The organism is Myxococcus sp. SDU36 (genome assembly GCF_030168875.1).
Taxonomy (GTDB): domain Bacteria; phylum Myxococcota; class Myxococcia; order Myxococcales; family Myxococcaceae; genus Myxococcus; species Myxococcus vastator.
Window position 1 is genome coordinate 819,178 of record NZ_CP077414.1, and the last position, 20,536, is coordinate 839,713.

The window sequence follows — 20,536 nt, forward strand, 5'->3', positions numbered from 1 at the left end:
GTTGTTCATCCGAAGACGCCCTCCCAGCTTGTTGCTCAATGAGCACGCGGCGGTTCGCCGCCTCAGAGGGGGGAATCGTGATGAACACTCGCAGGCCCACGTTGATGCAAGGGGTGCTGTCCGCGTCCGTCGCCGTCTTCACCGTGCCGGTCGCCAGGGCGGCGATGCCACCCGCGCCGCCGGCTGCCTGCTCGGTGGCGGGCGGATACACGCAGCGCAACCTCGTCGCCAACAGTCCCGCGCTGGGCGCGGAGAACGTCGACCCGCACCTCATCAACCCGTGGGGCCTGGCCTTCAACCCGACGGGTGTCTCGTGGGTGGCGAACAACGGCACGGGCACGTCGTCGCTCTATGACGGCAGCGGGGGCCAGCAGCCCCTCATCGTGGGCATCCCCGCGCCGCCGGGCGTGGCCGAGTTGGGGACGCCCACCGGCGTGGTGTTCAATGGTTCGGAAGCGTTCGTCGTGTCGGGGACGGGCGTCTCGGGGCCTGCCCGCTTCATCTTCGCCACGGAGCAGGGCCTCCTGGCCGCCTGGGCACCCATGGTGGACGAATCCTGGGCGATGGTTGTCGCGGACAGCTCCACCGCGGGCGCCGTGTACAAGGGGCTCGCGCTGGCGGGCAGCGGGGCGGACGCCATGCTGTACGCGGCGGACTTCCGGAACGGGCGAATCGACGTCTTCAACTCCCGCTTCACGCGCATGCCGATGCCCGGTGCCTTCGAGGACCCGTCCCTGCCCGCCGGGTATGCGCCCTTCAACATCCAGAACGTCGAGGGCACCCTCTACGTCTCGTATGCGCAGCAGGACGCGGGACTCACGGATGACGTCCCCGGCATGGGCGCGGGCTACATCAACGCCTTCGACCTGAACGGACAGTTGCTGCGTCGGTTCGCGTCTCAGGGGGCGCTCAACGCGCCGTGGGGCATGGCCCTGGCGCCGGCGGGCTTCGGGCAGTTCAGCAACCACCTGCTGGTGGGCAACTTCGGGGATGGCACCATCCACGCGTATGACCTGGCCTCGGGCGCCTGGGCGGGTGCGCTCACTCGGCCGGACGGGCAGCCTGTCGTGGTCGACGGGCTCTGGGCCCTGAGCTTCGGCAATGGGCCTGCCCAGGCGCTCTTCTTCACCGCGGGGCCCGCGGATGAGACGCAGGGCCTCTATGGCCGGCTCGACATGATGCCCGCGTGTCCGCAGGGCCTGCCCCCGTGGAAGGCGCCTCGGGGGCCCGAGGTGCAGTGAGCCGGATGAAGACATGGGCGGCGCGGGCCGGAGCACGTTGCTCCGGCCCGCGCTGTCACGTGGGGCGCTACGCCGTGAAGGCGCGGCTCAGGGCTGCTGCGAGCCGCTGCCTCCGTAGCCCTGGTCCTGCAGTTGCTGCCAGCGCGCCTTGGCCTGCTGTTCGCGCTGGAGGTTGGCGTCCACCTGCCGTTGCTGCTCCGCCGCCTTTCGCCGGGCGTCGGCGACGGCGCTGGAGAAGTCGCCAGGGGACAGCTCCTTCGCACGGACGTCCGCGTTGGCGTTGACGGCTTCGTACTCCGCCTGTTCGAGCTGGGCGTCGGCCACGTCCAGCTCCCGCTGGCGCATGACCTCCAGGGACTTCGACGTCGTCACCGCGTCGTCGCGCCAGGCGGTCTCCGCCTCGGCCAGGGTGAGGGCGTGCTGGGCCGTGCAGGCGGCGTGCTGGGCCCGCTCGATGGCCGCGACGTCACCCGTCGCCTGCGCGACCTCGAGCGCTGCCTCACCTGCTTCGTGGCGGGCCTTCGCGGCGTCCTCGTTGCGCTGGGCGACCTCTCGCGCGGCCTCGGCGTCCTGGCTGGCCACCTGGGCGCGGGTGATTTGCTCCTGGGCCTGCTCCTCCGTGAGCTGCGCCTGGCGCACGTCTCCCAGGTCGCCGGGCGGGACGCGCGCCACCCACTCCTTCTCCACCTTCGCGCTGGAGCGCTGGGTGGCACAGCCTCCCAGCAGCATCACGGCCGTGCCGGCCACCCCCAGGTACATGCGACGCCTGCCTGGCTGCGCCATGCCTTCCTCCCGGTCATAGGGTCCTGTCCGAAACTGTGCGCATCCGGGGGGAGGGTGAAAGCGGCGGCGCACCGCTCGGCGCGCCACACGCCCCCGCCGCGTGGGGTGGGGCAGTCCCGGGAAGTGGCGGTCGCCGCGCTGTCAGCGAGGGGCGAGCAGCGCCTCGAAGAGCGCGCGCGGGTCCAGCCCAGGTGGCAGTCCGGAGACGCCGCCGTCGTTCACCTCGACCACCGCCCAGCCCCCGTCCTGGAGCATGGCCACGTCCAGGGTGAGGAAGGGCGAGTCGATGCGCCGGGCCAGGGGCTCGAAGCCGGTGAAGTCCGGCACGTCGACGTCGAACTCGTGGTACGGCTCAGCCGCGAGGAGCCGGCCGCCTCCGAAGAAGAGCCGGAACTCGACGTGGGCCGGGCCCGCTGGCGTGCGGCCGTATTCCTTGAAGGGGAGGAACTTGCGGACAACGAGCCCGCGTTCGAAGCGGTCTCCGCGCTCGTCGACGAGGTTGGCGCAAATCTGCTCAAAGCGTGCCTGCGTCGTGCCCTCGGGGATGAAGCAGGCGTCGTCCCAGCGCTCCTTGGCCGACTTCACATGGTCCTTCACCAGCCAGGGCCGCGGGCCGAGATCCTGGGCCGCGTGCCAGGCCTCCGCCGCGTCCGTGCCCTCCGTCCAGACGCTGCGGGCGGTGTAGCGGGAGAGCTGGGGGTACCAGTTGGGCAGGTAGAGCGCCGCCGCGTACTGCTCGGGCGTCGTCGTCAGCCGGTGGCCCAGGGCGGACACGGCTTCGTCCAGCGCGGTGTACTCCTCCTCCGTCAACATCCAGCCGCGGTAGAGGAGCCGGAGCCTGCCGCGCTCCGGGAGGGTGGACAGTGCCTGTTCGGCATTGCCGGAGAGGAGTGCCCCCAGGTCGGCCTGGTAGGTGTCGACCCCGAGCGCTTCAACCGCGTCGGCCTCCACGTCGAAGGGGTCGTCCTGGGTGGGATTCCGGCCGAAGAGGATGGCGCGCGCGTGAGACGGACGTCGGGAGCTTGGCATCCAGAAGCCTCGCATCAAAGGTGGCGGTGTGTGGGGGGGGCACCTCCGACGCGTGCGCGCGCGAACCCTGACGGCCGCTTCCGTGACGCCGCCGCAAGTGACGGGAGCGAATACAGCCCCCTACGCCCTGGGTGGAGTGGCTCCCTGAGTCCGCATTGATTCACTTGGGGTGTTGTTGAATCTTCTGTTCAGCGTAGAATGTTTCATCGGGTCCTGGGGGACCCGGTAGCTGTCACAACAGAGGGGGAGTCCGTCGTGTCCAGTTCATCTCGTATTGCGTCGTCGTCCACAGCGCAGCTCCAGGCCTTGGAGCTCATGCGCCGCCAGCTTCAGCCCAAGGCCGCTTCCAACACCGCCAGCACCGTCAACACCGCGCGAGGGCAGGCCCCCGCGGCAGCCCGGTTTGACTCCGGGCGCTCCTCCTTCGAGCTGACGGGGAGCACACGCGCCAGGGGGCCCAACCTCACGGGGGAGTCGCCGGGGGCCCCGGTGCTCGTGCAGTATCAACCGCCCACGCCCACGGCGCCTGGGTTCACGCCCGTGACGCCGCAGGTCGACAGCCCGGCGTTCGGGGGCCTATCGCTGGGCGAGTTGAGTCACCAGGACGGGACGTCCTACAGCCAGCGTGTCGCCGAGGTGGTCGCCGGGACGGTGCCGGGTGCGAGCTACTGCGCGGCCACCGCGTTCGACGAGCTGCTGGAAGCCCTCCCTCAGTGGACCACCGCCGAGTCCATCGACGCGGTGCTGATGGAACACCGCGTGCGCTCCTCCGGAGCCATCTGGGATCAGTTGGTGGAATCGGGCGCCTTCGGTGAGCATCTGGGCAGTGGTTACAGGGAGGGGCTCGACCCGAGCTCGGGCGGCATCTCCGAGGCGGAACTGCCGGGCGGCCAGCCCATCCCCGTCGAGTTGGACTCCGGGGGCGGGCCGCCGCTGCGCTTCGAGGCGACGGAGGTGGAGTTCGCCTTGGTGCCCAATCAGCTGAGCTCAGGAGGCGCCGTCTCCACCCTCGAATCCTTGGAGGACATGGAGGTTGGTGAGATGAGCGCGGTCATCATGCGCCCGCTCAACTATGGCGGCGCCGCGGCCAACAACGTCACCGGTCACTGGGTGGTCGTCGAGCGGACCGAGGAGGGCTATCGCCTGACGCAGTCCGCGCCGGAGGACTGGGCGCTGCTCGGCGGCACCTCCAATGATTCCGCGCAGGGGGGCGTGTACGTGCACGAGTTCACCGGCGACTCCGCGCTCGAGGACGTGAGCACGTACATCCACGCGGAGGCCCAGTACTCCGCGGCCCAGGGGACGCCAAACGCGAGCGCCGGTATGTACGCGGTCGCCGTCCTGCGGCCCGTGCTCCCGCCGGACGCCTGAGTCCGGGCCTTGGCGGGAGCCGCCCGCTTCCGGCTCAGTCCCCCAGCGCGTCGTAACGGACCAGCCGGAAGCGGGCGCCCTGCGCCTCGCGGATGCGCGCCGCCAGCTTCTCGTGCAGCTCCGGCGTCCAGGCGCTCCACCGCTGGAAGAAGGCCGCGGTGGCCGCCTTGTCGCCCCCGTGCTGGAGCGCGAGCACCTGCTCCAGCAGCGCCGTCACGACGGCCGGGTACTTGTCGTACTGGATGCTCAGGCGCGCCGTCCGCGGGTCCGCCTGGATGAGGCCGTGCTCCAGGAACCAGTTGAACTGCACCAACTGCATGCGCTGGTAGGGCTGGTCCTCGCGCGGGCGCACGTTCTGGAGCGTGCGGCGGATGCCGGAGGCCTGCACCGCGCGCAGCCCGGCGGCGTCCAGCGTGCCCTTCTTGTGGAAGGCCTGCAGCGAGAAGAGGCTCACCAGGTCCGCCTTCATCTCCTCCACGGCGCCCGCGTAGTCCTCCAGCGCGTCGTCCAGCGTGCGCCCCGCCCGGTCGCGGTCCGGCCCCAGGTAGTGGCCCACCTCGTGCCAGAGGGTGCGCTGGAAGTTGCCTTCGGAGACCAGCTCCCGGGCGTGGGCGTCCACCACCGCGGCGCGCCAGATGCGCTCGTCGGACGCGAACAGCTCCGGGTTGCGCATGATGTTCTCCCTCAGGAGGATGGTGCGGCCGTAGCGGCGCGCGGCGAGCGCGTCGTTGGGGAGGATGCTCGCGGTGTTGGTGCCGCGCGACTGGCCGAAGTCGGCGATGACTTCGTAGACGCCCACGGGGATGTCCTCGCGCACGCGCTTCTTCGCGGTGTAGGGCAGCGCGTCCTCCACCGCCTGGAGCCCGCCCAGACGCTTGCGCAGCGCCTGCGTGGCCGCCTCGTTGCTCAGCAGCACCGACAGGCTGTGGAACGCCTTCACGCCGAAGAGCGCGTCGTCATACGTCTCATACGCGCCCAACTGCACGTTGAGCTTCTGGAAGCGGCCCGTCACCCACGCCGCGTCGCCGCTCTCGTAGTCGTTGCTGAGCAAGTCCCGCGCGCGGTTGCGCAGGTAGCGCGCCAGCTCCGCGTCGCTGGCCTCCAGCCGCTGCGCCGCGCGCATCACCAGCCCGTAGGCCTTCACCAGCTCCGGCCCATAGGCCACCGCGTACGGCACCGCGTAGAGCGCCTTGGCGTCGGGCCGCTTCGCCTTCGCTTGCAGCGCCTGGCGCAGGCCCGGGTGCAGCGTGTCCAGCACCGGGTGCGCCTGGAGGACCTTCACGTCCTGGCGCAGGTTGGCGGCCGTGGCGCGGCGGACCACCGTCTTCTCGCTCAGCAGGGCCTGGCGCTCGCCGGGGTTCGCGGCCAGGAAGGCGTCCACCTCCGCCCGCGTCACGTCCACCGGATACACGTTGCGCGAGGCCACCTGCGCGTCCACCGGGAGGAACGCCTCCCGCGCGTTGCTCAGGGTGCTGGCGATGGGGCCCTGGTACAGGCGGTACAGCGTGAGCAAATCCCGCGTGCGCTGGGGGCCGCCCAGCTTCTTGTCCAGCGCCTCCAGCTTCGCGAGCGCCGGGAGCGCCTGGTGGTGGCGCGAGGACTCGTACAGGCCCTGGAAGATGGCGCCCACCTCCAGCAGGTCCTTCACCGCCGCCTGCTCGTCGGGCGTGAGGCGGGAGAGGTCCGGCGACAGGCGGACCTCCTGCGTCTTGGCGAGGACCTCGGCCACCTTCTCCTCCGGCCAGTAGCCCGACGGCAGGGTGGGGGAAGGACGGCTGGGGGCGGCGGCCTGTGCCGACAGCGCCAGGACGGCGGCGGCGCCCAGGGACAGCGCGTGGGGGATTCGCATGGCGCGCAAGACTGCCACGGAGGTGGGCCTATTCCCCACGGGTTCGGTTGGATTGCGTCACGCACGGGTGACGTCCTGTGCGCCGGACAAGTCTTGCGCTACACGGTGCGCATGAAACTCAAACTTCCCTTGTTTATTTCGCTATCCACGGTTCTTCCGGCGCTGATCAGCTGTGGCGCCCCGACGTCCATGGACGCCGAGCACGAGGCGGTTGTGCTCGGAACGCAGGCGCAGGCGCTGGCCACGGGGACGCCCGCGGCGGAGGGCGTGCTGTCCTTCCTCAACGACTACTCCATCTCCTTCACCGTGCTGGACCTGGAGGTGCCGCTGAACGCCCTGGCGGCGCAGGCGCTGATTGACTACCGCGAGGGGCCGGACGGCGTGCTCCACACGGGCGATGACCGCCGGTTCGTGAGCATCGAACAGGTGGACGCGGTGCCGCAGGTGGGCCCCGCGGCGCTCGCGGCGCTGGAGGCGTACGCCAAGGGCACGGGCCGCGTGGCGTTGCCGGTGGACGGGCACGTGGGGACCTTCCACGGCGTGGCCTTCAACCTGGCGGAGGCCCGCCGCGCCATCCACGCGGCGAACACGCAGAGCGCGTCGAATCTGCAGACCGTCTTTGGCATCCCCGCGGCGGCGGTGCAGAGCCTCGTCGCGGCGCGCCCCATCGCCCACATGGTGCAACTGTCGCGGCTGGCGAACGTGAACGCCGTCGCGATGGGGCAGCTCAAGGCCCACACGCAGCAGGCGGCCGAAGGTGACCCGTGCACGGGCCCTGGCATCTGTCAGCCGGGGCTCGTCTGCGAGGGCCGCCCCGGTGACGGCTCCAGCCCCTATGGCCGCTGCGTGGACGCCTCGTATGTCGCGGGCAACGGGGACATGTGCTCCCGCTTCGTGGCGTGCCCGTCGGAGCAGCTCATCTGCATCGGCCTGGCGTCGGGCTGGGTGGAGGGCTACTGCGCCCCGGCGTGGATGGGCGCCTCCTTCATCGAGTACTCCGACCTGAAGCTCCAGTCGACGAACCCGCTGGTGACGGCGCCGCTCGTCGTGGTGGGGCTGGCCACGGTGCCCATGGACATCAACGTGGAGCTGGACATCGTCCACACCGCGCCGCACCGGCTGGTGCTGACGCTGGAGGACCCGGGTGGCGAGACGGCCCTGCTGTGGGACGGCCCGAACGAGGGCACGCCGCCCTCGCGCATCGTCGTGACGCGGGGCATTCCGCGCGACGGCAGCATCAACGGCCGCTGGAAGCTGCACGTCGCCAACCCGTCCGGCGTGGGCAGCGGCACGCTGCGCTCGTGGACGCTGAAGCTCACCAGCCGCTACGACTGAGCCGGCTGCTTCGCGGTGGGCCTTCTCGCTTCGAGGGCCCACCGCGCGTCTCACGGCGGCTACGCGGGCCGGGTGACGTGCACCGGTGGCAGCCGCTGGGCCCAGGGCCGCGCCTGCTCGAGCTGCCCCGCCAGTTGGAACAGCGTGGCCTCGTCGGCGTACCGTCCGGCGAACTGAACGCCGATGGGCAGGCCCTCCGCGCTCCAATGCAACGGCACGGACATGGCGGGCTGCCCGGTGACGTTGAACAGCGCGGTGAAGGGGCAGTGGCCGAACGCGTGGTCGTACCACTCGCGGGCCGTCCGGGGCGCGTTGGCGTCCAGCAGGCCCAGCGGGAAGGGCGGCGCCGCCACCGTGGGCGACAGCAGCACGTCGTACTGTTGGAAGAAGGCGCCCACCTGCCGTGACACGAAGTTGAACACGCCGAGCGCCCGTTGCAGGTCCGTGGCCTTCAGCTCGCGGCCATGGCGCACCACCGCCCAGGTGGTGGCCTCGAGCAGCTCCGGCCCCGGGTCGCGCCCGGAGAACTGGCTCAGCATGCCCACCAGGGAGGCCATGGTCGCTGACCAGACGGTGGAGACGGCCTCGTGCAGCAACTGGCCGTCGTGCTCGGGCGCGGCTTCGACGACTTCGTGGCCCAGCTCCGTACACAGCTTCGCCGCCGCTCGCGCGGCCTCCACACATTCGGCGCTCACCGGAGCGCCCATGGGGGCCTCCGTCATCAGCGCGATGCGCAGCCGGCCCGGCGCGCGGCCCACTTCCTCCAGGTAGGGCCTCCGAGGCGGCGGCGCGAAGTACGGGTCGCCTGCCTCCGGGCCCTGGGTGGCGTCCAGCATGGCCGCGCTGTCGCGAACGCTGCGGGACAGTACGTGCTCGATGCCCATGCCGAAGATGAAGTCACCCGCGTCCGGCCCCAGCGAGTTGCGGCCACGCGTGGGCTTCAGCCCGAAGACGCCGCACAGCGACGCGGGGATGCGCAGCGAGCCGCCGCCGTCGTTGCCGTGGGCCACCGGGACGATGCCCGCCGCCACCGCCGCCGCAGAGCCGCCGCTGGAGCCGCCCGGACTGCGCTTCACGTCCCACGGATTGCGCGTGGGCCCGTGCAGCACCGGCTCCGTGGTGGCGTTGTTGCCGAACTCCGGCGCGTTCGTCCGACCCAGGAGCACCAGTCCCGCGCGCCGGTAGCGCGCCATCAACGCGCTGTCATGGGGGAACACCGTCCCCTGGGCCATCCGGCTGCCCATGTCGGTGGGTACCCCCGCGGCGTGCACGCCAATGTCCTTGATGAGGAAGGGCACACCCCGGAAGGGGCCGTCGGGGATGTCTTGCTTCAGCGCGTCGCGCGCCTCGCCCTCTCGCAGGTCGATGACGGCGTTCAGCGCCGGGTTGACGCGGTGGATGGCCTCCACCGCCACCCGGAGCAGCTCTTCGGGCGTGACTTCCTTCCGACGTACCAGCTCCGCCAATCCCACTGCGTCAAAGCGGCTGTAGTCATCCAGGTTCATGAATCCCTCGCGGGCGCCGGTGGACATGCGGCGGACCGGGCGCGGGAAGCAGGATATTCATGAATCCCAGGTCGTACTCCAGGCGCCTCAGCCCGTCGCCTGGGTGCGCTCCTCCCTTTGTGCATTCACCAGGGACGCGTAGGTGCCTTGGCGCTCCAGCAGCTCCTGGTGCCGGCCCACCTCCACCACCTGGCCGGCCTCCATGACGAGGATGGTGTCGGCGTTGCGCACCGTGCTGAGCCGGTGGGCGATGACGACGCGCGTGCACTTCAAGGACGCCAGTGCCTGCTGCACGTTCGCCTCGGTGGTGGCGTCCAGGGCGCTGGTGGCTTCATCCAGCAGGAGGATGGCGGGCCTGCGCACCAGGGCGCGGGCCAGGGCCAGCCGCTGCCGCTGGCCGCCGGACATGGAGAGGCCCCGGTCCGTCAGCGGCGTGTCGTACTGCATGGGCATGGCCATGATGTCGTCGTGGATGTGGGCCCGCTTCGCGGCCTCCACGACACGGTCCATGTCCATGTCCGGGTCGCTCAGGGTGATGTTCTCCCTCAGCGACGCGTTGAAGAACGAGGCGTCCTGCAGCACCACGCCCAACTGACTGCGCACCGCGCGCAAGTCCAGCTCGCCCAGCTCCGCGCCGTCATACCGGACGTGTCCGGAGGTGGGCAGGTAGAGCCCCAGTAGCAGGTGCGCCAGGGTGCTCTTGCCCGCGCCCGAGCGGCCGACGAGCGCCACCATCTGCCCCGGCTCCACGCTGACCGACACGCCCTGCACCACCCAGGCGGAGTGGGGGTTGTAGCGGAAGCGCACGTCCTCCAGGGTGATGGCGCCGCGCAGCGTGGGCGCGCGGCCCTGGTGCGCCGCGTCGCGCTCGGGAGGTGTGTCCAGCACGTCGTTGATGCGCTCCAGGTAGGTGCTCAGGAACTGGAGCTGCCCGCCGGTGCCCAGCAGGTTGGACAGGGGCACCAGCAACGCGGTGGCCAGCGCGTTGAGGCTCAGCATCTGTCCCAGCGACATCGCGCCGTCCAGCACGCGCCACGCACCCACGGACAGCAGCACCAGCGGGGACACGCGGCGCAGCGTGCCCGTCAGCGCGTCCAGCCAGGCGGAGAGCCGGCCGCGCTCCAGCTCCACGTTGAGCAGGTCCACGTAGAGGTTGGCGTAGCTGCCCACCATGCGGCCCTCCACGCCGAAGGCCTTGAGCGTCTGCATGCCGGACAGCATGGCCATCAGGTAGCTCTGGCTGCGCACGCCCATGTCCAGGCTGCGCGAAAGGTGGCTGCGCTGGCGGGCCCGGGGCAGCGCGAACACCAGCACCTGCAACAGGCCCAGGCCCACCACCAGCAGCCCCAGCGACGCGTCCGCCGCCAGCAGCAGGCCCAGGTAGAGCAGCACCAGCGCACCGTCGAGCGCGCTGGACAAGAGGCCGGTGGAGAGCAGCTCGCGGATGGCCTGCTGCGAGCCCAGCCGCGTCAGCAAGTCGCCCGCGGGCCGAAGCTGGAAGAAGGGGTAGGCCAGGCTCACCAGGTGGTCCAGGAGCCCCTGCGTCATTTGCGAGTCCAGCCGCGTGCGCAGCTCCACCAGGAGCTGGCCGCGCACCACCGACGAGAGCAGCTCGAAGAGCAGCACGCCAGCGAGCGCCGCGGACAGCACGCCCATCAGCGAGTAGTCCTGCCGGGGCACCACGCGGTCCACCACCATGCCGGTGAGCAGCGGCACCGCCAGCGTCAGCACCTGGAGCACGGCGGACAGCGCGAGCACCTTCCCCAGCGTGCCGGCCTGCCGCTTCACCAGGGGCACCAGGTAGCGGTAGGGCCCGCGCCGCGTGTGACCCGGCTGGAAGCTCTCGGATGGCTCCAGCAGCAGCGCCACGCCGGTGAAGCACTGGCTGAACTGCTCCAGGGAGACGCGGCGGCGGCCCTGGTCGGGGTCCACCACCTCGACCCAGCCGCGGCCCAGCCGCTCGAAGACAACGTAGTGCGTGAAGCGCCAGTGGAGGATGGTGGCCGGAGGCAGGAAGGGCAGGCGGTCCAGGTCCACGGAGATGGCGCGCACGCGCAGGCCCAGCTTCTGGGCGGCGGCCTTCAGCGCCTTCGCGCTGGCGCCGTCACGTCCGGGGCCTGTCACCTCGCGCACCGCGTCCAGGCCCATGTGGCGGCCATGGTAGGCCAGCACCATGGCCAGACAGGCGGCGCCACAGTCCGTCATCGTCATCTGCCGCACTTCGGGCACGCGCTTGCGCAGGCCGAGCCTCCATCGGCGCAGGGGTTGCCGCGGCGCCTCGGCCGTCATGGCGGCATGTTCCCTTCCGGGGCAATGAGCGCCGGCCACGCCAGGACACCGAGCGCCAGCGCGAGGCCGAAGAAGAACAGGAGCGCGAAGGTCCACCGCGTCCACCGGCCACCGATGCGCAGCAAATCGCCTTCGTCCTGCACGACGCGCTGGTAGTGCGCCAGGGCTTCCTTGCGGAAGATGGAGGGGCGGCCGTCGGTGGGTGGCTGCATCGTGGCGGGACGTTAGCGCATGGGGTGGGGGACTGGCCCGGGACTGAGCCAGGCCCCCTGTGCCTTCGCTACATGCAAACGAAGGGCGGGCACGGCGTGCAGTGGTAGCTGCCGAACTGCTCGCAGCTGTCCGCACCCGAGATGCTCTCCAGGAGGTCGTCCCCCAGCTCCAGCTCGGCGGCGGGGTTGGCGGGCAGGGACGCGCGCTCCTCCGACGTCAGGCTGTTGAAGTACTCGGGGTCACGCCACGCACGGAGGATGTGTTCTTTCTTGCTCATGACTGCTCCTGAATGTGAAAGGGGGTGGCTCAGAAGCAGTGGAACGGCGGGCACGGCGTGCAGTAGGGGCTGGACTGGCCGGGCAGACAGAAGTCGCCGCCGGTGATGACCTCCAGGAGGTCATCCCCCAGCTCCAACTCGGCGGCGGGATTGGCGGGCAGGGACGCGCGCTCCTCCGACGTCAGGCTGTTGAAGTACTCGGGGTCACGCCAAGCGCGGAGGATGTGTTCCTTCTTCTGGCTCATGACTGCTCCTGGACACGGCTGGAGGGACGGCCATCCGAGGTGCCCAGCCCTTCACCTCGGACGATTCGTGGAGGCGCGACAGCCAGCAGCGAGGGCAAGCGCTCCGGCATGGCCAGCCGCGCCAGTCCGTAGGCGATGCCCGCCAGGCCCACCATCATGCCCGGCGTCTCCGTGCTGCCCTGCAGGCCGAAGAGGTAGCCGTGCTCGGAGATGCCGCGCAGGATGCCGCCCGCCACCGCGTTCGTGCGCTCCTGGAGCTTCGAGTCCCCGAGCGTGGCCGCCGCTTCCAGCAGGAAGTCCGCGTTGCCCAGGTCACCGTGACACAAGCCGTGGTTGCGGCCGAAGCCTCGCGCCAGCGTGGAGTCCAGCGCGATGGCAATCTCCTCGCGCACCGCGGCGTCGTCCACGAAGGGGAGGCCGGACAGCCGCGCCAGGCCGATGCCGGGGGCGCCGGTGCACCATGCCCAGAGGAAGTGCTCGGCCCCGTCCGAGGCCGCCGCCAGCTCCTTCGCGCCCACGCGCAGGTCGGGCCAGTTGCGCTCCTCGGGCGTATAGAGCCCGCGCTCGTACTCCATGCCCGCGAGCGCCGCATCACGCAGGCGCGTATCGCCCGTCCGCGCGAACAGCCGCAGCAGCGCCAGGCTGACGCCCGCGGCGCCGTGCGCCATGCCCGCGAGGTAGCGGTCCCCCGCGGCCTCGCAAATCCAGGCCGCGCCTCGGTCCTGGGGCGTGGACGTCTCCAGCAGCCGTTGGCCGCAGGCGTCCACCGTGGCCCACAGCGTGTCCGACGGACGGTGCTCCCCGAGCACCAGCAGCGCCAGGAGGCAGCCCGCGGCGCCCGCGCCCACGTCCAGCACCGTGTCCTTCTCCACCAGGGGCCGCAGCCGCCGCACGTACCCAACGGCCTCGTCCAGGAGCGCGTCGTCCTTCCACAGCACGCCCAGGTGCGTCAGCGCGTAGAGGATGCCGCCCCAGCCGTTGAGGATGCCCAGCCCCACCACGCTGGCGGGCTCCTCCGCCAGGAGGCGCGCCTGGGTGCGCAGCGTGGCCCGCGCCAGCCGCGTGAAGCGCGCGTCTCGCGTGACGTCCCCCAGGTAGCCCAGCGCGAGCGCGATGCCCGCGCGGCCCTGGAACACATCCGGCCCTGGTGACCCGAGCCTCCAGCCGCCGTCTCCCGCATCCAGGCCGAGCCAGTGCGCTTCGTCACGGCGCGCGAAGGCCAACGGCAGCAGCCGCTCGCCCGCGCGCCGTGCTTCCGCGAGCAGCGCGTCGCGGAGGCCCGGCGGGGTGTGCTCCCGGAAGGGATAGCTCGGCCGCGCCACCGTCCGCGAGCTCAGCAGCAGGACATCCAGCGAGCGCTCCAGCACCCAGCGCTGCCGCGTCTGGTCCTCTGGCGACAGGCCCTCCAGTCGGCGGCGCACGCGCGCCATGCCCGTCTCCTGGAAGAAGTCCGGCAGGCGCTGGCCCGAGCCCGCCTCCAGGTCCTTCGAATCGGCGCGCGCGGTGAAGTACGGCAGGTCTCCCCGCTCCAACTGCTCCGTCTCCAGGGGCACGAGCGCCGCGAAGTCCGGGACAGGCACCACGGCGCGCCACAGGTGGTCGAAGAAGCGCTGGCGCTCGAGTCCGTCCGCCAGCGCGTGCGGGTGGTAGCTCTCGTGAAGGAGCGCGCCATACACCGCCGTGTTGCGGAAGAGGACGCGCATGGGCACTCGCGCGAAGGCGGCCAGCGGCCCATCCTCGGCGAGCAGCGCCTCGCGGTGCTCCAGCAGCAGGCCGTACATGCGGGTGAACCCGTCGGCCAGCGCGTCGCGGTAGGCCAGCACGGGCGCGGCCTCACCCTCCAGGCGTGGCAGGTTGTTGGCGCCGGGCATCGCCACCGGCCGTCGCTCGAAGCGCATCCGGTCCGTTCCGCGCTCCGCCGTCATCAAGTACGCCTGCGGCGTGAGCTGACCTGCCTGAGCGCCCAAGCCGCTCAGGTCCACCCCAGCCTTCGTGCGCGTGCCCCAGAACTGCTGTGGCAGCAGTCCACTGCGGAGCACCGACACCGGCGGCGCCTCCACCGCGTGCTCGGAGTCTCGGAGCGTGCGCGCGCCCGACAGCGGGTGGAAGAGCGTCTCCACGTCCACCAGCACCGGGTGCTCACCCGCGGCGATGAGGTTCTCGAAGTGCAGGTCCGTGCCGTCCAGCGCGTGCATCAACGCGACGTAGGCGCCCTGGCGTTCGTAGAAGCGTCGGACCTCCTCCGTGGACGCGCACGGCGCGGGGTCCACGTACTCCATCCACCCGTATTCGCCTCGGTCCAGCGCCTCCGCGCCCTTCATGACGGGCGTGGCGCCGCGCGCGTTGAGCCACGTGAGGAGCTGCTGGAGCCCGGCCTCTGCTCCCAGCGAGCGCGGCTTGTAGACGAGCCGCAGCCCGGACTCGAAGCGGAGGATGAAGACGCCCTGACCGCCCCGGTGCGGGTCGGAGAAGCCGCCGCGTGCCTCCACCAGCGCGCCGGGAGGCTGGCCCGCGTTGAACCACTGCCAGAGCAGGGACGCGTCCCGCGTCAGCCGCTTCATCAGCCCCAGGCAGTTGGACTCCCACTCCGCGATGCGCAGGACGACGCAGCGGGCCAGCACCGGGTAACGCTCCAGGATGTCCAGGGCGACCTGCGGCTGGCGCAGCCGCTTCGTGAAGTCCTGGAAGCGCGCCTCCGGGGTGTCTCCGGCGAGCAGCTCCTCCCACTGCGCGGCATGCAGCTCCACCACCATGGCGCGGCCCAGCACCGGTGCCAGCACCTGGGGCAGGTGGCCCAGCATCGTGGAGACGACGACGCCCGGCTCCAGGTCGAGCCCAGGCGCGGCGTGCCTCAGGGGCGTCAGCGCGGCGGTGAGCTGCGTCACGGCGCGCGACACCAGCGGCTCCACCACGGGAAGGAAGGCCGAGCGGTCCGGGCCCCCCGAGTGCTCGGGCCAGCGGACGGGCGCGTGCGAGGGCTCCGCGTAGGCGCGCTCCAGCACCTGCACCCAGCCGGGAGCTTCAGCAGGCGTTGCCCAAGGTGCCTCGGTGGGCACCTCCAGCAGCGTGAGCAGCTCCGCCTCGCTCAGCCCCGAGGATTGTAATCTGCGCTGCCACCAGTCCGCCTGTCCGAAGGGCTCCTGCTGACGCCATGCATCCAATCGCTTGCGCGCCGCAGCGGATGTGTCGTGTTGCGTCGTGTTGGTTTTGAGAGTGAGTTCAGCTCGCTCGGTGAGTGTGGTGGCCCGTGCCCAGCGTGCGAACCGCGACGGGGTGTTGGCTCCCGGTGTCGCCTCGTCCTGCCTCTGCGTGATTTCCACGCGTCCTCTCGTTTCCTGGGCATGGCCCGGTGAGCTGGCTTCGTTGGCGTATCAGGGAGACGACTGTAATGCAGATAAGTCATTTCATATTTGCGTGTCAATGCTGGGCGCCCATGTGTGCGTGAAATGCAATGCATATGGGAAGGTGGGAGTGATTGACGCGACACCATCAGCATCGGCACGGGCCGCTGATGTTGAAGTTTTCCCAGGCAGGACCCCACGTCCAGACCCGCCTGCCACGCGACGGAGCGCGCTCAAGGCCGTTGCGCGCCGCATGTTCGGGGCGTAGGGAAACAGCGCCCCATGTCCGCTACCGCCCAACTGCTCGAAACCGTCCGGAAGGAAGCCAAGCCGGGAATCTGGTCCAACGGGGTGAACCTCGCCCGCTCCGGAGCCGTGGTGCTCCAGTCCCAGAAAGGGGGCGAGCTGGAGCTGAGGGTGCGCGCCAAGGGGCGCCCGGTCGCCCTCACGGTGGTCCTGTATCCGAACGACGATGCCTGGGAGTGTGACTGCCCCAGCCTGGTGGACCCCTGCGAGCACGTGGTGGCGGCGGCCATCTCCATCCAGCAGGCGGAGCGGCAGGACGCGCCCATGGAGACGGCGGCCACCCGCTGGGCCCGCGTCGTCTACCACTTCACCCGCGAGGACGGCGGCCTGGCGCTTCGCCGCTCCATCGTCCATGTGGACGGCACGGAGACGCCGCTGGAGGGCAGCCTGACGTCGCTGATGGCCCGGCCCGCGGAGGCCGCGAAGCTCCAGGTGGAGAACGCGGACCTGCTGGCCGACCGCATCCTGGAGCAGCGGCGCACGCGCGGCACCCTGGCGCCGGAGACGCTGGACGCGGTGCTCAAGGTGCTGGAGTCGGCGCGCAACGTGCTGCTCGACGGGCGCCCGGTGGCGGTGTCCGACGAGCAGGTGCTGCCGCGCGCGGTGGTGGAGGACCGCGGCGGCCAGATCGTGGTGACGGTGACCCGCGATTCGCGCATCCAGGAGGTGGTCAGCCCCGGGGTGGCGCTCGCGACTGACGCGCTGGTCCGCCTGGGCGAGACGTCCATGTCCGGCCCCTGGCTGCAGCACCTGCCCATCGTCCGCACGTACTCGGCGGACCACTTGGGGGACCTGACCTCCAAGATCATGCCCGAGCTGGGGCGCCGCCTGCCGGTGGAGGTCCGCAGCAAGCGGCTGCCGCGCCTGGACCGCGAGCTGAAGCCGCGCATCCTGCTGGAGCTGAACCAGCTCGACGCCGGCTTGTCCGTGCTGCCCACGCTCGTCTACGGCGCGCCGCCGGTGGTGCGCATCGACAACGGGCGCATGGTGTACCTGCGCGGCGCGGTGCCGCTGCGCGACGAGGCCGCCGAGCAGCGCCTCATCCACCAGCTTCGCGACGAGCTGAACCTGGTGCCCGGCCGCCGGCTGACGGTACAGGGCTCGGAGATGGTGCGCTGGGCGGACAAGCTGCGGCGCTGGCGCGGCGACCTCGCCGGTGACGCGGCGGGGCTGGTGAGCCCCGACGTCAAGCTGCGCCCGTCGCTCCACCTGGAGTCCAGCGTCACGGGGCAGGGCGTCCCCGACGTGCGCTTCCAGCTCTCCTTCCAGGTGGAGGGAGCCCGGGGCGAGGTCAAGGCGGTGGACGCCGCCGCTGTCATCCGGGCGTGGACGGAGGGGCTGGGGTTGGTGCCGCTGGAGGGTGGCGGCTGGGCGCCGCTGCCCCGGGCCTGGCTGGACAAGCACGGTCAGCGCGTGGCGGACCTGCTCAACGCGCGGCAGGAGGATGGGAAGGTCGCCAACCACGCGCTGCCGGAGCTCACCGCGCTGTGCGAGACACTGGAGCAGCCGCCTCCGCCGGGCCTGGACCGGCTGGCGCCGCTCATCTCCGGCTTCGAGAAGCTGCCCCCGCCCGAGCTGCCCGCAGAGCTCAACGCCACGCTGCGCCAGTACCAGCTCCAGGGCGTCAGTTGGCTGGGCTTCCTGCGCGGCGCGGGGCTGGGCGGCGTCCTGGCGGACGACATGGGCCTGGGTAAGACGCTCCAGACGATTTGCGCCCTGGGGCCCGGGTCGCTCGTGGTGTGCCCCACCAGCGTGCTGCCCAACTGGGCCGCGGAGCTGAAGCGCTTCCGCCCGTCGCTGAAGGTGTGCGTGTACCACGGGCCCGGCCGCGCGCTGGAGCCGTCCGCCGACGTGACGCTCACCACCTACGCCATCATGCGGCTGGACGCGGCGGTGCTCGGCGCGAAGACGTGGGACTCGCTGGTGCTGGACGAGGCGCAGGCCATCAAGAATCCGGACAGCCAGGTGGCGCGCGCGGCCTTCGGGCTCAAGGCGAACTTCCGGCTCGCGCTGAGCGGCACGCCGTTGGAGAACCGGCTGGAGGAGCTGTGGAGCCTCATGCACTTCACCAACCCGGGCCTGCTCGGGGGGCGCAAGCACTTCGAGGACACGATTGCCCGGCCCATCTCCGAGGGCCGACAGGGAGCGGCCGAGGGGCTGCGGCGCCGCATCCGTCCCTTCGTGCTCCGGCGCTTGAAGCGGGACGTGGCGCCCGAGCTGCCGCCGCGCATCGAGTCCGTGATGCACGTGCAGCTGGATGAGCGCGAGCGCTCCGTCTACGACGCGGTGATGGCGGCCACGCGCAAGGAAGTGGTGGCCCTGTTGAATGAGGGCGGCAGCGTGCTCAAGGCGTTGGAGGCCCTGCTGCGGCTGCGTCAGGCCGCGTGTCACCCCGCGCTCGTCCCGGGCCAGCGGGCCAGCACGTCGTCCAAGGTGGAGACGCTGGTGGACGCGCTGGAGACGGCCGTCTCGGAAGGCCACAAGGCGCTCGTCTTCTCGCAGTGGACGTCGCTGCTGGACCTCATCGAGCCGCGCCTGAAGGCGGCGGGCATCGGCTTCGGCCGGCTGGACGGCGCCACGGCCAACCGCGGAGAAGTCACCGAGCGCTTCCAGTCCACGGAGGGTGAGCCGGTGCTGCTCATGTCCCTCAAGGCGGGCGGCACGGGCCTCAACCTCACGGCGGCGGACCATGTCTTCCTCGTGGACCCGTGGTGGAACCCGGCGGCGGAGGCGCAGGCCGCGGACCGCGCCCACCGCATTGGCCAGGAGCGCACGGTGATGGTGTACCGGCTGGTGTCCCAGGGCACCGTGGAGGAGCGCATCCTGGGGCTCCAGGAGAAGAAGCGGGCCATCTTCGAGGCGGCCCTGAGCGAGGCCTCCGCCGCGACGGCCATCACCCGAGAGGACCTGCTCGAACTCTTCTCGTGACGCGCGCGGTCCATCTCTTCGCAGTGGGGTTCCTCACCATGCTTCCCGAATCCGCCGACGCCCGGCCCAAGGCCCCCGCCGCGCTGCAGACGCTCATCCAGCGGGAGTGGCAGTACCAGTTGGAGCACAGCCCGACCTACGCGTCCGTGCAGGGTGACCGGCGCTGGAACGACCGCTGGGATGACCTGAGCCTCCAGGCCATCGAGGCGGACCACCAGCACAACCTCCAGGTGCTCGCGAAGCTGAAGAAGCTGGACCGCGAGGCGCTCTCCGCCGCGGACCAGCTCAACTATGACTTGTTCCGCCGCGACTACGAGACGTGGGTGGAGGAGCACCGCTTCAAGACGTACCTGATGCCGGTGAACCACATGGGTGGCATCCCGGAGGGCATCAAGCAGCCGCCGGGTGTGCAGACGGCCTACCAGCTCGCGGACAGCCTGCGCTTCGAGACGGTGAGGGACTACGAGGACTGGGTGGCGCGGCTCCAGGGCTTCGGCGCCTATGTGGACCAGGTGCTGGCGCTGCTGCGCGAGGGGCTGCGTGAGAAGCGCATCCACCCCCAGGTCGTCCTCCAACGGATTCCGCCGCAGGTGGCGAAGCAGCTCGTGGCGGACCCGGCGGCCAGCGGCTTCTTCGCGCCGTTCCGCCGCTTCCCCAAGGGCCTCGACTCCGCGGAGCAGCAACGCCTGTCCACGGCGGGCCGCGCGGCGATTGCGCAGGGCGTGCTCCCCGCGCTGAAGCGCTTCCACCAGTTCCTCACGGAGGAGTACGTTCCGAAGGGCACGGAGGCGGTGGGCATCTGGCAGCTCCCCGACGGCGAGGAGCTGTATGACTTCCTCGTGCGCAAGTTCACCACCACGGGCCTGGGCGCGGAGGAGATTCACGCGCTCGGCCTGGCCGAGGTCCAGCGCCTGCGCGCGGAGATGGAGGCGGTGAAGGCCCAGACGGGCTTCGAGGGCACGCTGGCGGAGTTCTTCCACTTCCTGCGGACGGATGCGCGCTTCTATGCGCGGGACGGGGATGAGCTGCTGATGCGCTACCGGGCCTTGTCCAAGCGCATCGACCCGCTGCTGGTGCGGCTGTTCAAGACGCTGCCCCGGCTGCCCTATGGCGTGGAGCCGACGCCGGAGGCCACGGCCCCGGACGCGACCACCGGCTTCTATTGCGCTGGCGCGCCGGACGGCTCGCGGCCGGGCACGTACCTGGTGAATTTGTATCGGCCGGAGACGCGCCCTCTGTGGGAGATGGTGCCGCTCACGTTGCACGAGGCGGTGCCTGGCCATCACCTCCAATTGGCCCTGGCCGCCGAGCAGCCCGGCCTGCCCGAGTTCCGTCGCTACGGCTACTACGTGGCCTATGGCGAAGGCTGGGCGCTCTACTGCGAGACGCTGGGTGACGAGCTGGGCCTGTACGCCAATCCGTACGACACGTTCGGCCAGCTGGCCTACGACATGTGGCGCGCGGTGCGGCTCGTCGTCGACACCGGCATGCACGTGAAGCAGTGGACGCGGCAGCAGGCGCTCGACTTCTTCATGGAGAACTCGCCGCGCCAGGAGCTCGACACCACCAACGAGGTTGACCGCTACATCGCCTGGCCAGGGCAGGCGCTGGCGTACAAGGTGGGGCAGCTCAAGATTCGCGACCTGCGCACACGCGCGGAGCAGGTGCTGGGCCCGCGCTTCGACGTGCGAGAGTTCCACGACGTCGTGCTTCTCGACGGCGCCCTGCCGCTGGACATCCTGGAGGCGCGGGTCCAGGCGTGGGTGGCGGCGCGGCAGCGTGGGGCCGCCGCGCCCGAGCCTCAGCGCGCGCCTTGAAGCGCGC

At 71.0% G+C, this 20,536-nt stretch carries 14 protein-coding genes; 5 read left to right on the plus strand and 9 right to left on the minus strand.

Translation table 11 applies throughout. From position 1 onward, the window contains the following. The first annotated feature begins 80 nt into the window (after nucleotides 1-80). Nucleotides 81-1,241, plus strand: coding sequence for a TIGR03118 family protein (locus tag KGD87_RS03385; protein ID WP_284666118.1), 1,161 nt, complete (start codon nucleotides 81-83; stop codon nucleotides 1,239-1,241). Nucleotides 1,242-1,328: 87 nt separating this feature from the next. Here KGD87_RS03385 and KGD87_RS03390 read toward each other — a convergent pair whose 3' ends face one another. Both KGD87_RS03390 and KGD87_RS03395 read right to left on the minus strand, forming a co-directional pair. Then, a complete protein-coding gene (locus KGD87_RS03390; RefSeq protein ID WP_284666119.1) occupies nucleotides 1,329-2,024 on the minus strand; it encodes a hypothetical protein in 696 nt (231 codons plus the stop codon). A 141-nt stretch (nucleotides 2,025-2,165) separates the two neighbouring features. After that, nucleotides 2,166-3,053 carry an ATP-grasp domain-containing protein gene (locus tag KGD87_RS03395; RefSeq protein WP_284666120.1) on the minus strand — a complete coding sequence of 296 codons (888 nt, stop codon included), beginning with the start codon at nucleotides 3,051-3,053 and terminating at the stop codon, nucleotides 2,166-2,168. 315 nt (nucleotides 3,054-3,368) lie between these two features. Here KGD87_RS03395 and KGD87_RS03400 point away from each other — a divergent pair, with 315 nt between their 5' ends. Continuing rightward, complete coding sequence (locus KGD87_RS03400; RefSeq protein ID WP_284666121.1) at nucleotides 3,369-4,424, plus strand: hypothetical protein; 1,056 nt, start codon at nucleotides 3,369-3,371, stop codon at nucleotides 4,422-4,424. A gap of 34 nt (nucleotides 4,425-4,458) precedes the next feature. On the opposite strand, the gene KGD87_RS03405 is transcribed toward KGD87_RS03400, so the two are convergent. Beyond that, complete coding sequence (locus KGD87_RS03405; protein WP_284666122.1) at nucleotides 4,459-6,273, minus strand: NUDIX hydrolase; 1,815 nt, start codon at nucleotides 6,271-6,273, stop codon at nucleotides 4,459-4,461. 189 nt (nucleotides 6,274-6,462) lie between these two features. On the opposite strand from KGD87_RS03405, the gene KGD87_RS03410 reads away from it, so the two are divergent. Then, nucleotides 6,463-7,608 carry a proprotein convertase P-domain-containing protein gene (locus KGD87_RS03410; RefSeq protein WP_284666123.1) on the plus strand — a complete coding sequence of 382 codons (1,146 nt, stop codon included), beginning with the start codon at nucleotides 6,463-6,465 and terminating at the stop codon, nucleotides 7,606-7,608. Between the two features lie 59 nt (nucleotides 7,609-7,667). Here KGD87_RS03410 and KGD87_RS03415 read toward each other — a convergent pair whose 3' ends face one another. From KGD87_RS03415 to KGD87_RS03440, 6 genes are all read right to left on the minus strand, one after another. After that, nucleotides 7,668-9,113: an amidase gene (locus KGD87_RS03415; protein ID WP_284666124.1), complete on the minus strand. Its 1,446-nt coding sequence runs from the start codon at nucleotides 9,111-9,113 to the stop codon at nucleotides 7,668-7,670. Between the two features lie 87 nt (nucleotides 9,114-9,200). Further along, nucleotides 9,201-11,402, minus strand: coding sequence for a peptidase domain-containing ABC transporter (locus KGD87_RS03420; protein WP_284666125.1), 2,202 nt, complete (start codon nucleotides 11,400-11,402; stop codon nucleotides 9,201-9,203). Continuing rightward, a complete protein-coding gene (locus KGD87_RS03425) occupies nucleotides 11,399-11,614 on the minus strand; it encodes a hypothetical protein (protein ID WP_284666126.1) in 216 nt (71 codons plus the stop codon). The genes KGD87_RS03420 and KGD87_RS03425 overlap by 4 nt, the downstream gene beginning before the upstream one ends. A gap of 68 nt (nucleotides 11,615-11,682) precedes the next feature. Continuing rightward, on the minus strand, nucleotides 11,683-11,892 hold the full coding sequence (locus KGD87_RS03430) for a mersacidin/lichenicidin family type 2 lantibiotic (protein WP_284666127.1): 210 nt from the start codon (nucleotides 11,890-11,892) through the stop codon (nucleotides 11,683-11,685). Between the two features lie 29 nt (nucleotides 11,893-11,921). Continuing rightward, entirely contained in the window at nucleotides 11,922-12,137 is a 216-nt protein-coding gene (locus tag KGD87_RS03435) for a mersacidin/lichenicidin family type 2 lantibiotic (RefSeq protein ID WP_284666128.1), read from the minus strand. Then, complete coding sequence (locus KGD87_RS03440) at nucleotides 12,134-15,457, minus strand: type 2 lanthipeptide synthetase LanM family protein (protein WP_502888001.1); 3,324 nt, start codon at nucleotides 15,455-15,457, stop codon at nucleotides 12,134-12,136. Before KGD87_RS03440 ends, KGD87_RS03435 begins: the two co-directional genes overlap by 4 nt. 303 nt (nucleotides 15,458-15,760) lie before the next feature. On the opposite strand from KGD87_RS03440, the gene KGD87_RS03445 reads away from it, so the two are divergent. Both KGD87_RS03445 and KGD87_RS03450 read left to right on the plus strand, forming a co-directional pair. Then, on the plus strand, nucleotides 15,761-18,712 hold the full coding sequence (locus KGD87_RS03445; RefSeq protein ID WP_284666130.1) for a DEAD/DEAH box helicase: 2,952 nt from the start codon (nucleotides 15,761-15,763) through the stop codon (nucleotides 18,710-18,712). Nucleotides 18,713-18,750: 38 nt separating this feature from the next. Next, nucleotides 18,751-20,529 carry a DUF885 domain-containing protein gene (locus KGD87_RS03450; RefSeq protein WP_284666131.1) on the plus strand — a complete coding sequence of 593 codons (1,779 nt, stop codon included), beginning with the start codon at nucleotides 18,751-18,753 and terminating at the stop codon, nucleotides 20,527-20,529. The last annotated feature ends 7 nt before the right edge of the window (nucleotides 20,530-20,536 follow it).

Bases quoted from the DNA above. Each gene is read 5' to 3' on its own strand.
- KGD87_RS03385 (WP_284666118.1), top strand. From the start codon at position 81: ATGAACACTCGCAGGCCCACGTTGATGCAAGGGGTGCTGTCCGCGTCC.
- KGD87_RS03390 (WP_284666119.1), bottom strand. From the start codon at position 2,024: ATGGCGCAGCCAGGCAGGCGTCGCATGTACCTGGGGGTGGCCGGCACG.
- KGD87_RS03395 (WP_284666120.1), bottom strand. From the start codon at position 3,053: ATGCCAAGCTCCCGACGTCCGTCTCACGCGCGCGCCATCCTCTTCGGC.
- KGD87_RS03400 (WP_284666121.1), top strand. From the start codon at position 3,369: ATGCGCCGCCAGCTTCAGCCCAAGGCCGCTTCCAACACCGCCAGCACC.
- KGD87_RS03405 (WP_284666122.1), bottom strand. From the start codon at position 6,273: ATGCGAATCCCCCACGCGCTGTCCCTGGGCGCCGCCGCCGTCCTGGCG.
- KGD87_RS03410 (WP_284666123.1), top strand. From the start codon at position 6,463: ATGGACGCCGAGCACGAGGCGGTTGTGCTCGGAACGCAGGCGCAGGCG.
- KGD87_RS03415 (WP_284666124.1), bottom strand. From the start codon at position 9,113: ATGAACCTGGATGACTACAGCCGCTTTGACGCAGTGGGATTGGCGGAG.
- KGD87_RS03420 (WP_284666125.1), bottom strand. From the start codon at position 11,402: ATGACGGCCGAGGCGCCGCGGCAACCCCTGCGCCGATGGAGGCTCGGC.
- KGD87_RS03425 (WP_284666126.1), bottom strand. From the start codon at position 11,614: ATGCAGCCACCCACCGACGGCCGCCCCTCCATCTTCCGCAAGGAAGCC.
- KGD87_RS03430 (WP_284666127.1), bottom strand. From the start codon at position 11,892: ATGAGCAAGAAAGAACACATCCTCCGTGCGTGGCGTGACCCCGAGTAC.
- KGD87_RS03435 (WP_284666128.1), bottom strand. From the start codon at position 12,137: ATGAGCCAGAAGAAGGAACACATCCTCCGCGCTTGGCGTGACCCCGAG.
- KGD87_RS03445 (WP_284666130.1), top strand. From the start codon at position 15,761: ATGTCCGCTACCGCCCAACTGCTCGAAACCGTCCGGAAGGAAGCCAAG.
- KGD87_RS03450 (WP_284666131.1), top strand. From the start codon at position 18,751: ATGCTTCCCGAATCCGCCGACGCCCGGCCCAAGGCCCCCGCCGCGCTG.